This window comes from Vreelandella profundi (assembly GCF_019722725.1).
In the GTDB taxonomy this organism is placed as follows: domain Bacteria; phylum Pseudomonadota; class Gammaproteobacteria; order Pseudomonadales; family Halomonadaceae; genus Vreelandella; species Vreelandella profundi.
The window spans coordinates 1,669,152-1,681,709 of sequence record NZ_CP077941.1; the positions used below are offsets into that span (position 1 = coordinate 1,669,152).

15 protein-coding genes are annotated in these 12,558 nt (G+C 53.7%); 13 read left to right on the plus strand and 2 right to left on the minus strand.

Annotation, left to right across the window (positions count from 1 at the left end):
• The first annotated feature begins 12 nt into the window (after positions 1-12).
• The 11 genes from ruvC (at position 13) to KUO20_RS07715 (ending at position 8,778) form a co-directional block, all read left to right on the plus strand.
• Complete coding sequence (gene ruvC / locus KUO20_RS07665) at positions 13-561, plus strand: crossover junction endodeoxyribonuclease RuvC (protein ID WP_235042261.1); 549 nt, start codon at positions 13-15, stop codon at positions 559-561.
• A gap of 103 nt (positions 562-664) precedes the next feature.
• Positions 665-1,273, plus strand: coding sequence for a Holliday junction branch migration protein RuvA (gene ruvA, locus KUO20_RS07670; protein WP_235042262.1), 609 nt, complete (start codon positions 665-667; stop codon positions 1,271-1,273).
• An 81-nt stretch (positions 1,274-1,354) separates the two neighbouring features.
• A complete protein-coding gene (gene ruvB, locus KUO20_RS07675) occupies positions 1,355-2,392 on the plus strand; it encodes a Holliday junction branch migration DNA helicase RuvB (RefSeq protein ID WP_235042263.1) in 1,038 nt (345 codons plus the stop codon).
• Between the two features lie 44 nt (positions 2,393-2,436).
• Positions 2,437-2,802 carry a tol-pal system-associated acyl-CoA thioesterase gene (gene ybgC, locus KUO20_RS07680; RefSeq protein WP_422823139.1) on the plus strand — a complete coding sequence of 122 codons (366 nt, stop codon included), beginning with the start codon at positions 2,437-2,439 and terminating at the stop codon, positions 2,800-2,802.
• A 58-nt stretch (positions 2,803-2,860) separates the two neighbouring features.
• A complete protein-coding gene (gene tolQ / locus KUO20_RS07685; RefSeq protein WP_235042264.1) occupies positions 2,861-3,556 on the plus strand; it encodes a protein TolQ in 696 nt (231 codons plus the stop codon).
• A gap of 11 nt (positions 3,557-3,567) precedes the next feature.
• Positions 3,568-4,002, plus strand: a complete 435-nt coding sequence (tolR, locus tag KUO20_RS07690; protein WP_235042265.1) for a protein TolR — start codon at positions 3,568-3,570, stop codon at positions 4,000-4,002.
• A 13-nt stretch (positions 4,003-4,015) separates the two neighbouring features.
• A complete protein-coding gene (gene tolA, locus KUO20_RS07695) occupies positions 4,016-5,239 on the plus strand; it encodes a cell envelope integrity protein TolA (RefSeq protein WP_235042266.1) in 1,224 nt (407 codons plus the stop codon).
• Positions 5,239-6,528, plus strand: coding sequence for a Tol-Pal system beta propeller repeat protein TolB (gene tolB / locus KUO20_RS07700; protein WP_235042267.1), 1,290 nt, complete (start codon positions 5,239-5,241; stop codon positions 6,526-6,528). Before tolA ends, tolB begins: the two co-directional genes overlap by 1 nt.
• 60 nt (positions 6,529-6,588) lie before the next feature.
• The gene (pal, locus tag KUO20_RS07705; RefSeq protein ID WP_235042268.1) at positions 6,589-7,134 is read left to right on the plus strand and encodes a peptidoglycan-associated lipoprotein Pal; all 546 of its coding nucleotides are present in this window, start codon (positions 6,589-6,591) and stop codon (positions 7,132-7,134) included.
• A 63-nt stretch (positions 7,135-7,197) separates the two neighbouring features.
• Entirely contained in the window at positions 7,198-7,992 is a 795-nt protein-coding gene (ybgF, locus tag KUO20_RS07710) for a tol-pal system protein YbgF (RefSeq protein ID WP_235042269.1), read from the plus strand.
• Positions 7,993-8,016: 24 nt separating this feature from the next.
• A complete protein-coding gene (locus KUO20_RS07715; RefSeq protein WP_235042270.1) occupies positions 8,017-8,778 on the plus strand; it encodes a YciK family oxidoreductase in 762 nt (253 codons plus the stop codon).
• Positions 8,779-8,803: 25 nt separating this feature from the next.
• On the opposite strand, the gene KUO20_RS07720 is transcribed toward KUO20_RS07715, so the two are convergent.
• A complete protein-coding gene (locus tag KUO20_RS07720; RefSeq protein WP_235042271.1) occupies positions 8,804-9,472 on the minus strand; it encodes an HAD-IA family hydrolase in 669 nt (222 codons plus the stop codon).
• On the minus strand, positions 9,473-10,216 hold the full coding sequence (ubiG, locus tag KUO20_RS07725; protein WP_235042272.1) for a bifunctional 2-polyprenyl-6-hydroxyphenol methylase/3-demethylubiquinol 3-O-methyltransferase UbiG: 744 nt from the start codon (positions 10,214-10,216) through the stop codon (positions 9,473-9,475). It lies immediately after the preceding gene.
• A 150-nt stretch (positions 10,217-10,366) separates the two neighbouring features.
• Between ubiG and galU the strand changes: the two genes are divergently transcribed.
• A complete protein-coding gene (gene galU / locus KUO20_RS07730) occupies positions 10,367-11,257 on the plus strand; it encodes a UTP--glucose-1-phosphate uridylyltransferase GalU (RefSeq protein WP_235042273.1) in 891 nt (296 codons plus the stop codon).
• A gap of 3 nt (positions 11,258-11,260) precedes the next feature.
• On the plus strand, positions 11,261-12,553 hold the full coding sequence (locus tag KUO20_RS07735) for a nucleotide sugar dehydrogenase (protein ID WP_235042274.1): 1,293 nt from the start codon (positions 11,261-11,263) through the stop codon (positions 12,551-12,553).
• Positions 12,554-12,558 lie beyond the last annotated feature (5 nt).

Below are 12,558 nucleotides of genomic sequence, written 5' to 3' on the forward strand. Positions count from 1 at the left end.
AGTAACGGTGTCATGGATGAGAGAAAGCCTGCTGTACCCATCCGCATTCTAGGCATTGATCCTGGCTCTCGCGTGACCGGCTACGGCGTTATTGATGTGGTGGGCGTCAAGCCTTGCTACGTAGCGAGCGGCTGTATCCGCACCGCCGACGGCGCTTTAGAGCAACGCTTGGCACAAATTTATGCAGGACTCAGCGAAGTCGTCGGTTTGCACAAACCCTCTCAAGTAGCCATAGAGCGTGTTTTTATGGCTAAAAACCCAGATTCAGCACTTAAATTGGGCCAAGCACGAGGGGCCGCATTAGTGTGTATGGCAAATCACGGATTAAGCCTTGCCGAGTATGCCGCACGGCAAATCAAACAGTCGGTGACTGGCCAAGGTGGTGCTGATAAGGCCCAGGTGCAGCATATGGTGACGGCTATTTTACAGCTCTCGGCCACCCCGCAAGCAGATGCCGCTGATGCGCTTGCCATTGCGTTAACTCATGCCTACAGCGCAACTGGCCTTACTGGCACGGTGACGCGAGGGCGCAGTCGCTCTACAGGGCGCTGGCGTCTTTAATTCGATGCTACGTAAGCTCTTACTACTGGTCATCTGTACATAGTCACTTTATAGTAAACGTCTGTTTTTACCCTATCGTTTTCACCCGAGCGCGAGCGACTTTATGATTGGACGTCTGAGTGGTCAGTTACTGGCAAAGCAACCGCCCTGGATCGTGATCGACGTTCATGGCGTAGGTTACGAGCTAGAAACGTCAATGAATACGTTGGTAGCGTTACCGGCTGTTGGGGAGAGCGTTTCGTTATTCACACATTTAACCATTCGTGACGACGCTCATCTGCTGTACGGTTTTGGAAGAGAGCACGAGCGTGCCCTGTTTCGAGCACTGATAAAAGTGAACGGGGTAGGGCCTAAGCTGGCGTTAGCGATTTTGTCGGGCATGGATGAAGATGCCTTTATGCGTTGCGTTCGAGACGATGACAGTAAAGCGCTAACCAAACTGCCCGGTGTCGGTAAAAAAACCGCCGAGCGGCTGATTATCGAAATGCGCGACCGCTTTCCAGAGTGGGAAGACGGCAGCAATGCGCTACTGCCTCTTGAGGCCACCAATGGCAGGAGCCCTGCACGCGATAGCCTCGCCGATGCGGAGGCGGCCTTGGTAAGCTTGGGGTATAAGCTCACCGAAGCATCGAAAATGCTGGCGGACATCGACCCTAATCAGTCGACGGAGGCGCTTATTAAAGCCGCGTTGACGCAGCGTATGAATGGCTAGTCGTACAAACTGAGCATAGACCGGTGTTGAATTTACGATTAAAAAACGCACTTAAAAAATGCACTTAACAAAAGAGCGCTTATGCTAGAACACGATCGGCTGATCGCCGCTGAGCCTGAGCAGGGTGAGGTGCGCATTGATTACGCAATTCGCCCAAAGCGGCTGGATGACTATATTGGCCAGCCCCGCGTTCGCGAACAGCTGGAAATCTTCATTGGCGCTGCTCGGCTACGTGAAGAGAGTCTGGATCATACGCTGGTGTTCGGGCCGCCGGGGCTCGGTAAAACCACGCTGGCTCATATTATTGCCGCTGAGATGGGGGTCGGCATGAAGTCGACCTCTGGGCCTGTGCTTGAGCGTGCCGGCGACTTAGCCGCCATGCTGACCAATCTAGAGCCTGGCGACGTGCTTTTTATCGATGAAATTCATCGCCTTTCCCCCGTGGTTGAAGAAGTCTTATATCCCGCCATGGAAGATTTCCAGCTGGATATCATGATTGGGGAAGGGCCCGCCGCGCGCTCCATTAAGCTTGACCTTCCGCGTTTCACTTTAGTGGGTGCGACAACGCGTGCAGGACTATTAACCTCACCTCTGCGCGACCGGTTTGGCATTGTTCAACGTCTTGAGTTTTACAACCTTGAAGAGCTTACCGAAATTGTTTCGCGCTCGGCGCGCTTGCTAGGCGTAGAAACTAGCCACGAAGGGGCTGTCGAAGTAGCACGACGTTCACGAGGAACGCCCCGCATAGCGAACCGTCTATTGCGTCGCGTACGCGATTACGCCGAAATGAAGGGAAACGGTCAGGTCGATGTAGCCATGGCAGATGCGGCCCTCAATATGCTTAATGTCGATCATCATGGGCTGGATCATATGGATCGGCGCTTGCTGCTAGCCATGATCGATAAATTTGACGGCGGCCCGGTGGGTATTGATTCATTGGCCGCGGCGATTAGCGAAGAACGAGACACGATAGAAGATGTGATTGAGCCTTATCTCATTCAGCAAGGTTTAATTATGCGGACGCCTCGTGGTCGCGTCGTCACCCGCCAAGCTTGGCTACATTTTGAGCGCGTTCCTCACGAACAGGCGTCCGATATGGAAGGGGAGCGACGCCCGTGAGTGTCCCTACCGCCGCTAGTTATCGCCTGCCGCTACGTGTTTATATGGAAGATACGGATGCAGGCGGCATTGTTTACTACGTTAATTATCTGAAGTTTATGGAGCGTGCGCGCAGTGAATGGTTACGCGAACTAGGCCTTAATCAGCAAACGCTGCTAGACGAAGGTACACAGCTAGTGGTATACCGCTTGGCCTGTGATTATGCAAAGCCTGCCTGTTTGGACGATGCGCTGGAAATTAGTGCACGGGTAACGAGCGTCGGGCGCTGCCGGATGACCTTCGAGCAGCAAGTTTGGCGCGCTGAGGAACTACTATGCACTGCAACAGTCGAGATAGCATGCTTGAGTACAGAGCGATTACGGCCGAAAGCTTGGCCATCCGCGCTTAAGATTTTGATACAGGCCTCTTAACCAAGAGGCCATTCACTGCGTCGGAAATACCGACCCTAATAGATTGATGAGGGCACCTGTGAACGATAACACCATGTCCATTCCCCACCTGATAATGAATGCCAGCACCGTCGTACAGCTGGTAATGCTGCTACTTGTGGTGGCGTCAATCCTCTCTTGGGTGGTGATTTTTCAGCGCAGCATAGCGCTGCGTCGTGCCAAGCAAGAATACAACCAATTTGAAGAATCTTTTTGGTCTGGTGTCGACTTGAATGAGCTGTATCGAGAGATTCCTGTTGATGACCCACGACATGGGGCTGAGCATGTTTTCCAAGCGGGGTTTCGCGAATTTAACCGGTTAATGCCTAAAACGCGTGATGCAGGCAACGTACTAGAAGGCGTACAGCGCAGTATGCGCGTGGCGTGGTCACGGGAAGAAGACCGACTAACACAGCACTTGGTCTTTCTTGCCACTGTCGCTTCAGCAAGCCCTTATATCGGCCTGTTCGGCACGGTCTGGGGCATCATGGGGTCGTTTCAGGCGCTGTCATTAACCCAGCAGGCAACCTTATCTACGGTTGCACCATGGATTGCGGAAGCGCTGATCGCAACGGCGATGGGTCTGTTTGCCGCTATTCCAGCGGTTATTTTCTATAACCGTCTTTCCAATGACGCTTCTCGTTTGCTCGGCAAATATGAAGATTTTGCGGAAGAGTTTCACGCTATCTTGCACCGTAACCTGCAGGGTCGTGATAGCAAGCCGAGCGCAAGTTAAGGGAGACGGCCATGCAAGGACCATTTAATCGTAGCGGTAAAAGCAAGCCGATGGGGGAGATTAATGTCGTCCCCTTTATCGACGTCATGCTGGTACTGCTGGTGATTTTCATGATCACTGCGCCTATGTTGACTCAGGGCGTGCAAGTTGAGCTGCCTCAAGTGTCGTCTCAGCCGATTGATGAGCAGGAAAATGACCCGATCATTATCTCGGTTGACAGTGAGGGTGGCTACTTCATCACCCTCGGCGAGGATTCCACCTCGGTAACGCTTGATGAAATGTCCCAGCGCGTGGTGGCTATTTTGCAACGGCGTCCTGGAACACCGGTGATGGTGCGTGGCGACCGCAATGTGGCCTACGGCCAAATTGTTGTGCTCATGAGTACTCTCCAGGGTGCGGGAGTTGCCAACGTGGGGCTGCTTTCTGAGCCGCCGCAAGATGGGTAAGGGCAAAGCGTATATGGCAGGAAAGTCTTCTCACGACCCCCAGGATGTCGGCTATAAATGGCCCACCGTTTTGGCGATAGGCGTGCACGCCGCTATTGTGCTCTTTAGCTTGATTAGCTTGCCCAGCCGAACGGTGGAGCCTGATAGCTCTTCGATTGTTCAGGCGACGCTAGTGAGTACGGAGACATTTACCGATCAAGCGCAGCAAGTAACGGATCAGCAGGCTGCCATGAGTGCGCCAGCTGACGCTCCTGCAGAGCCTGATGCGCCCGATGAGCCTTCTGCAAGCGAGCAGCAAGCCGACGCAGAACAGCAGGCTGCTGAACAAGCCGCTGCAGAGGCGGCCGAGCAAGCGGCAGCAGACGCTGCTCAACAGGCTTCTCAAGCTGAGGCTCAGGCGTTAGAAGAAGCTCGCGAGGCGGCACAAGCCGAAGCTCAGCGCCGTGCAGCAGAGGCGTCCGAGCAAGCTGAACAGCAGGCGACAGAGGCTGCGGAGCGTCAAGCTGAAGCAGACGCCGCCGCAGAGCGTCAGCGTGAAGTAGAAGATGCCCAACGTCAGCAAGAGGCTGCAGAGCAAAAACGTGAGGAAGAAGCCGCGGCTGAAGCTGAGCGCGAGCAGGCTGCCGCAGAACAGCAGCGCGAAGAAGAAGAGGCAGCTGAGGCCGAACGTCAACGCGAAGCGGCAGAGCAGGAGCGTAAAGAAGAAGAGGCAGCTGAGGCCGCACAAAAACGCGAAGCTGAAGAGAAGCGCGAGCGTGAGGAGCAGGAAGCCGCACGCGAGCAAGAAGCCGAAGCCCAGCGCCAGCGTGAGGCACAAGAGCAGCAGCGTCGTGAAGCTGAAGCTGAAGCGGAGCGCCAACGTCAGGCAGAAGCAGCGGAGGCCGCTATGCAGCGCCAGTTAGCCGGTGAAGCCGAAGCCGCCGCCAATGCACAGCAGGCTGCGCAGGCGGCCAATAGCTTTATCAATATCGTTCGTCGTGCGGTTGAGCAGGCTTGGTTGATTCCGGCCGGTGCAAGTGATTCGATGAGTGCTACGCTACAGGTACGTCTTGGTCCATCGGGTGAACTGTTAGCAACGTCGATTGTGACATCAAGTGGCGATAGTGCTTTTGACAGGTCTGTTATGCAGGCCGTGGAACATGCTGCACCGTTTGGTGAATTGAGAGATTTACCAGCCGATCAGCAGCGTAATTTACGTCAGTTTAATCTGCGATTTACTCCGGGAGATGTTCGCTGATGCAAAGCTTGAACAAAGTGTGGTTATTCTGTGTGCTGCTGTTCGCTAGTAGTATGGCGAGTGCCCAAAACTTAACGATTGAAATCACTCGAGGTAGCGATCAAGCGCTGCCCATTGGCGTGGTGCCGTTCGCAGGTTCAGAGGGGATGCCCGAAGACGTTGCACAGATTGTGCAGGATGACCTGGAGCGTAGTGGCTTGTTTGCACCGCTAGCACGTAGCGCTATGTTTGAGACGCCCAGCCAATCTGATGATGTTCAGTTCGGCACATGGCACTCGCTTGACGTGCGTTACTTGGTCGTCGGTAGGGCACAACCAACCGACGGTGGCTTTGAGCTTCAGTTTGAGCTCATGGACATTAGCGGCGAGCGTAGAATGATCGGTGAGACCGTTACCGTAAGAGGCAACGATCTTCGCGGTGCCGCTCACTATATTAGTGATCAAATCTTTGAAGAAATTACCGATATTCGCGGTGCGTTCTCAACCAAAATTGCTTATGTGACTGCCCAGGGTATCGGCGATAACATGCAGTTTGGTTTATACGTTGCCGATGCCGATGGTCGTCGTAGCGAGCAGGTATTGACCTCTGATGAGCCTATTATGTCACCCTCTTGGTCACCCGATGGCAGTAAGCTTGCCTACGTATCCTTTGAAACAGAACGTCCTGCTATTTATATTCAAGACGTAGCCACCGGTCAGCGCGTTCAGGTCACTTCTTTTGACGGTATTAACGGTGCGCCTTCGTGGTCTCCAGATGGGCGTCGTATTGCTATGTCACTGTCTAAAGACGGCCAGCCCGAAATCTATATTATGGATGTCGGTAGTCGTTCAGTAGAGCGCATCACCAATAATAATAGTATTGATACTGAGCCAGCTTGGGCGCCAGACGGCCAGAGCCTGCTATTTACCTCTGATCGTAGCGGTGGTCCGCAGCTTTATCAGTATTCGATGGGCGGTGGTGAGGCTAAACGCCTGACATTTACCGGCAATTACAACGCTCGCGGTCGCTATTCTCCTGACGGTGAGCAGGTATTCTTGGTGCATCGCTCTAGTCGCGGGTACCAAGTGGCAAGGCAAGATTTAAGCGGCGATCGCTTAGTCGTATTGAGTGAATCAACAAGAGATGAATCTCCTAGTGTTGCGCCGAACGGGACCATGGTAATCTTCGCTACCCAAGAGGGTAATAGCGGGGTGCTAAGTGCTGTTTCTGCCGATGGACGCTCTTCATTTAGACTGCCATCAGCACAAGGTGATGTACGTGATCCAGCTTGGTCACCCTTCTTAAATTGATCGACTTAATTAACTAACATCGAAAATCGAAATTTTAGTTTTCAGGCAAGGAGTCTGATTATGCAACTTAAACCGTTGGCTCGCTCATTAGCAGCAGCGCTATCTATCGTGGTAATCGCTGGCTGTTCCAGCACCGGCGGAACCCAAGATGGTGACTCGTACGGTAGCCAGGATGGCAGCACTACAGGTTCTAACACTTCGGGTACAGGCACGGGCAGCCAGTACGGCTCATCTACTGGTTCAGGCTCAGGTTCTGGCCAGCAAGCTGATTCGCGTATTCCGGAAGTACGCACCATTTATTTCGATTATGATCGTGACACGATCAAGAGCGAATATGAATCTGTAGTGATGGCCCATGCGCGTTACCTACGTGCCAATCCGAATGCCAAAGTGGTTCTCCACGGTCATACGGACGAGCGCGGTACTCGCGAATACAACATGGCGCTAGGTGAGCGTCGTGCTGGAGCGGTACAGCGTTTCTTGAACATCCAAGGTGTTTCCAATTCGCAAATGAGCGTTGTTAGCTATGGCGAAGAACGTCCGGCAGTGAGTGGTCAAGGCGACAGCGCCTATTCACAAAACCGTCGTGTTGTATTTAACTACTAAGTATTTAACTACGGTTGATTTCGGCGTGCTTATGGCACGCCGTTTTTCATCGATGGAGTTGTTATGAATCACAGTCTCAAACGTTACTTTGGGAGGCTGTGCGGTGCGGGAGCCTTAGTGCTCCCGCTGTCCGTATTGCCGTTAATTGCCGTAGCACAACAGCCGCAAGTCCAAGACCTTTCCAGTGCTCCTAGCAATGGCTTTTATCAGCAGGCGCAGCGTGAAGAATCGTCGGGCGGGAATCTGGTGTTGTTTAATCAGGTACAGGAACATCAGCAGGAAATTCAACAGCTGCGGGGGCAAATAGAAGAACTGCGCCACCAGCTAGAGCAGCTGCGTCGTCAGTCTCAGCAGCAGTACCTGGACATTGAAGACCGGCTAATGAGCAGTGGCCCTACTCAGATTGAGCAGTCCACACCGGCTGTAGAGCCTGAAGCCGCTGAGCAAGTAGTTAATGCGCCTTCTACTCGAAACGTAAGTGAAGATGCACAGGCTGATTACCAAGCAGCCTTTGCACACGTTCAAGCACGGCGTTTTTCAGAAGCCATTGCAGCGTTTGAAGCTTTTGTCACCGATCATCCCGATACTAGCTTAACGGCCAACGGCCATTACTGGTTGGGTGAACTTTACGCCGCAGAAGGCGAGCTAGAGGAGGCCGACCAGTCCTTTAGTCGCGTTATCAATGATTATAGCGGTAGCAGTAAAGTGCCTGATGCTCTTTATAAGCTGGGTCTGGTCAAGGCGCGTCAAGGCGAAGCAGAAGGCAGTCGAGAGCTGCTTGAGCAAGTGCGCGACGACTATCCGCAAAGCAGCGCCGCCGGTCTTGCGAACGACTTTTTGCGCCAATCAGCCAGTTAACAACGTTTGTTTCAAGGAATTAGCATGAGCTGCAAGATCGACTATCAACCAGCGCCCAGCCTATTGGAAAATCGCATTGTGTTGGTAACCGGTGCAGGCGATGGAATTGGCCGCGCAGCCGCATTGAGCTACGCTCAGCATGGAGCGACGGTTATTTTGCTAGGGCGCACTATTGCTAAGTTAGAACGCGTTTATGATGAAATTGAAGCGGCAGGCGGGCCTCAGCCAGCGATTTTTCCGCTGAACTTTGAAGGTGCCACGCTTAAAGATTTTCATGATATGGCTGATACCCTGGATAAAGAATTTGGCCGTTTGGATGGCCTATTGCACAACGCCGGGCTGTTAGGCCGTATTACACCGTTTGATCAGTACGACCCGGAGCTGTGGCAGCAAGTGATGCAGGTCAATATCAATGGCCCTATCTGGATGACCCAGGCGCTGCTACCGCTATTGCAAGAGTCTGACGATGCCTCGATAATTTTTACCTCTTCCAGTGTTGGTCGTAAAGGCCGTGCCTATTGGGGCGCTTATTCGGTCTCAAAATTTGCCACTGAAGGGTTTGTCGATGTACTGGCCGATGAATTGGAGAGCCAGCCCAATATCCGCATTAATTCGCTTAATCCAGGCGCTACGCGTACTCAAATGCGCCGCTCTGCTTTTCCTGGAGAAGACCCCGCGGCGCTGCGTTCACCTGAAGCGATTATGCCTACCTATTTATGGCTAATGGGGCCTGACAGTGCTGGCATTAGCGGCCAGAAGCTAGACGCCCAGCCGCCGCGCATATAACCAGTGTCTCGATGCCTGACGGCGCTTAGCGTTTAAACTCGTTCAGGGCATCGACAAGCGCCTCGCACTCTTCGAACCAGATGTCGGCAGGCCAATCACGATAGTTGTCCTCTTTGCTGATATAACCGTAGCCCACCGCTATCGCCGTCATTCCCGCTGCGACGGCGGCCTCTATATCGCGAACATGATCGCCAACATACCAGCACTGTTCCGGCTTAACCTTCAAGCGCTTGGCAGCTTCCCATAGCGGTTCAGGCGCCGGCTTTTTGACGCTCAAATCGTCGGCGCATAGCAATGCCCCTGGCTGTAAATTCAGCGTTTCAAGCAGTGGCAGGGTGTATCGACGCGGTTTGTTGGTCACAATTCCCCATGGTTGCCCATTGCGATGCCACTCATTCAGCCATACATCTAAAGGTGAGAAAACGCGACTGTGAACCGCAACGGCCTGTTCGTAGGCATCAAGCAAAAACTCTCTCGCCTGGATGTGTTCTGACGAATTGATGTCAAGACCAAGCGCCAGTGTCACCAGCGCATTACCGCCGTTAGATACTTCTCTGCGTATCTCCTCAAACGGCAGAGGCGCTAAGCCGTGATGGCTGCGCAGCACATTGGTGGCGTTCGCTAAATCCGGCGCGGTATCGACGAGGGTGCCGTCTAAGTCAAACAGAATCGCTTGCGGTGCTTGCTTAGACATTTAGCTGCTCACCTTACGGCAATACATCATGTAGTTGACCGAGACATCGTGGCTAGCCAGGCGGTAGCGGCGTGTTAAGGGATTATACGTCAGTCCTGTCTGTTCACGCACTTCTAAGCCACTGTGGCGCGACCAGGCGGCCATTTCTGACGGGCGAATAAATTTTGCATAGCTATGGGTGCCGCGGGGTAGCAGTTTGAGCACATATTCCGCACCTAAAATAGCAAACGCGTAGGATTTGGCGGTTCGATTGAGCGTTGAGAAAAACACATAGCCGCCGGGCCTCACAAGAGCGCTACAGGCTCTGATCACCGATGCGGGGTCGGGCACGTGCTCAAGCATTTCCATGCAGGTCACGGCATCATAAAAACCCGGCTGCTGGGCCGCCATGGCTTCTACGCTGATATGCTGATAATCGACCTCAACGCCACGTTCTTGCGCATGCAGGCGGGCGACCGCTAGGGGAGCTTCACCCAGGTCAATGCCCGTCACCTTAGCCCCGCGATGGGCCATGGATTCGCTCAAGATACCGCCGCCGCAGCCTACATCAAGAACCTTTTTACCAGCTAGGCCGGCGCGGGCGTCGATAAAATCCAAGCGCAGCGGGTTTATCTCGTGCAGTGGCTTGAATTCGCCCTGCTTGTCCCACCAGCGGCTCGCAAGCGCTTCAAATTTGGCGACTTCCGCTGCATCGACGTTGCCTTGATAGTGATCAGCAGTGCTATCCTGTGGTGTCGCTTGCATAGTGTGACTCCCGTTGTGATTGCGCGGCGGGTGAAATAATTACACGTTGCCCAATCGTTATCGTCTAATGCGAGGTGGCATCCACCCGCGCCTTCAGTATTATGGACATTCTAAACACTCCTGTGTCGGAACGCATGAAAAGGACTCTTTATGATTCGTAAGGCCGTACTCCCCGTGGCTGGATTTGGGACTCGCTGTTTGCCCGCATCGAAGGCAATTCCCAAAGAGATGATTACAATTGTTGATAGGCCGGTCATTCAGTACGTGGTGGAAGAGGCTATTGCCGCCGGCATTCGCGAGATTGTATTAGTGACGAGCAGTAGTAAGAGTGCTATCGAAAATCACTTTGATACCCATGCAGAACTTGAGACAAGTCTAGAAGCGAAAGGCAAGCACGAGCTGCTAGCTATGCTGCGTAACTTGGTGCCTGATGGTGTCAGCATCATCAGCATTCGCCAGGGTCAGCCGCTAGGATTAGGTCACGCGGTCCTGTGCGCGCGCCCCATTATCGGCGATGACGAGCCTTTTGCGGTGCTGTTGCCCGATGTTTTGGTAGACAACAGTGCCAACCAATCGACAGACTTAGCCGGTATGTTAGCCGCTTTTGATCAACATCAAACTGCGCAGCTGATGGTGGAGGAGGTTGCTTGGGAGCACGTTGAAAAATATGGCATCGTAGCGCCAGCGGGAGCGGTTCCTGCCGCTAACGAGTCGGCTGACCTTATCGGTATGGTTGAAAAACCTAAGCGTGATGCCGCGCCCTCTAACTTAGCGGTGATTGGCCGCTATGCATTGCCCGGTCATATTTTCTCTATTTTAGAAGCCACTAAACCCGGCGCAGGCGGTGAAATACAGCTGACCGATGCGCTAGAAGTTCTGCGCGAACAGTCGGGTGTGCAGGCGTATCGTATGCAGGGTACTACCTATGACTGTGGTCATCCGCTGGGTTACCTTGAAGCTACGCTGGCCTATGCAAGGCGCCATCCTGAGCTTGGAAAAGCCTTTCAAACGCTGCTTTCGCGTTATCACCAAGGAGAGTAATGCATGCGGGTGCTACTTTATGGAAGCGAATTAAGTGCCGCGACTGCCGCTGCCGCGTTAGCGTGGGTAGGCCATCAAGTGCAGTGGTTGCCGCACGCGGACGCGCCCTGGTCCGCTCTTTCGCAGGTCGACTGGCTACGCAGTGAACCTCAACTGAGAGCGCACCTTGATCAGGGCTTGGCAGAGGGCACGCTGCAAGTTATTGAGCAGCTTTCAGACGCCGCCATCCCTGACGTTATTTGGCTAGCGTTATCACCTGCGCAGCGCGATGCCGCAAGCGCTCTGCTTGAAGATCCGCTGCTCGCCGATCAGCACGGCATAGTATTGGTTAATAATTCGACCTTTCCCGTAGGGGAAACCGAGCGCCTGCATACGCTGATGGGCGCTCAGCACACCAGCGTAGCGCTTCCTGACACCTTGGAAGAAGGCCGGGCGTGGGATTCATTTACCCGCCCGACGAGGTGGCTGCTGGGTTGTGATGATGCCACCGGTGAGCAGGTGGCAAGAGAGCTTTTACGCGCGTTTAATCGACGCAGCGAAGTATTTCAGTGCATGCCGCGTCGTGCCGCCGAATTAACGAAGCTGGCCATTAATGGCATGTTGGCGACGCGCATCAGTTACATGAATGAAATAGCCGGTTTGGCGGATACGCTAGGCGTTGATGTTGAACATGTGCGCCAAGGGATGGGCGCTGATACCCGCATCGGCTTTGAATATCTGTATCCAGGCTGTGGTTTCGGCGGGCCTAGTTTCTCGCGTGACTTGATGCGCTTAGCCGATGTTCAGCTGCAGAGCGGCCGCTACTCAGCCCTGCTTGAGCAGGTAATGGACATCAATGAGCAGAAAAAAGAGACGCTGTTTCGTAAGCTATGGTCGCACTTTGGTGGCGAGCTTGCGGGTAAAACAGTGGCGATTTGGGGCGCTGCCTTTAAGCCTGGCACCGCACGTATCGACCATGCCCCGGTGCTGACGCTGCTTGAAGCATTATGGGCCCAGGGCGTGACGGTTCAACTGCACGATCCAGCCGCCGTGCCAGCGCTTCGCGCCGCTGTAGGTGAGCGCGATGATCTGCGTACCTTTACCCATGACCCCTATCAGGCGTGTGAAGGGGCCGACGTGTTGATGCTAGTCACAGAATGGAAAACGTATTGGAATCCTGACTGGCATCGGCTAGCGTCGTTATTAGACGCTAAGCTAGTACTAGACGGGCGTAATATTTATGATCCTGAGTTCGTTGCCAGCTGTGGAATAATGTACCGGGGAATAGGCCGCCGTGCCGACCCGAAGACTCTTTGAGGAAA

Excerpts from the sequence above, each read along its gene's own strand:
- ybgF (WP_235042269.1), top strand. The coding sequence starts at position 7,198 with ATGAATCACAGTCTCAAACGTTACTTTGGGAGGCTGTGCGGTGCGGGA.
- KUO20_RS07715 (WP_235042270.1), top strand. The coding sequence starts at position 8,017 with ATGAGCTGCAAGATCGACTATCAACCAGCGCCCAGCCTATTGGAAAAT.
- KUO20_RS07720 (WP_235042271.1), bottom strand. The coding sequence starts at position 9,472 with ATGTCTAAGCAAGCACCGCAAGCGATTCTGTTTGACTTAGACGGCACC.
- pal (WP_235042268.1), top strand. The coding sequence starts at position 6,589 with ATGCAACTTAAACCGTTGGCTCGCTCATTAGCAGCAGCGCTATCTATC.
- ruvB (WP_235042263.1), top strand. The coding sequence starts at position 1,355 with ATGCTAGAACACGATCGGCTGATCGCCGCTGAGCCTGAGCAGGGTGAG.
- KUO20_RS07735 (WP_235042274.1), top strand. The coding sequence starts at position 11,261 with ATGCGGGTGCTACTTTATGGAAGCGAATTAAGTGCCGCGACTGCCGCT.
- ubiG (WP_235042272.1), bottom strand. The coding sequence starts at position 10,216 with ATGCAAGCGACACCACAGGATAGCACTGCTGATCACTATCAAGGCAAC.
- ybgC (WP_422823139.1), top strand. The coding sequence starts at position 2,437 with ATGGAAGATACGGATGCAGGCGGCATTGTTTACTACGTTAATTATCTG.
- ruvC (WP_235042261.1), top strand. The coding sequence starts at position 13 with ATGGATGAGAGAAAGCCTGCTGTACCCATCCGCATTCTAGGCATTGAT.
- galU (WP_235042273.1), top strand. The coding sequence starts at position 10,367 with ATGATTCGTAAGGCCGTACTCCCCGTGGCTGGATTTGGGACTCGCTGT.
- ruvA (WP_235042262.1), top strand. The coding sequence starts at position 665 with ATGATTGGACGTCTGAGTGGTCAGTTACTGGCAAAGCAACCGCCCTGG.
- tolA (WP_235042266.1), top strand. The coding sequence starts at position 4,016 with ATGGCAGGAAAGTCTTCTCACGACCCCCAGGATGTCGGCTATAAATGG.
- tolB (WP_235042267.1), top strand. The coding sequence starts at position 5,239 with ATGCAAAGCTTGAACAAAGTGTGGTTATTCTGTGTGCTGCTGTTCGCT.
- tolR (WP_235042265.1), top strand. The coding sequence starts at position 3,568 with ATGCAAGGACCATTTAATCGTAGCGGTAAAAGCAAGCCGATGGGGGAG.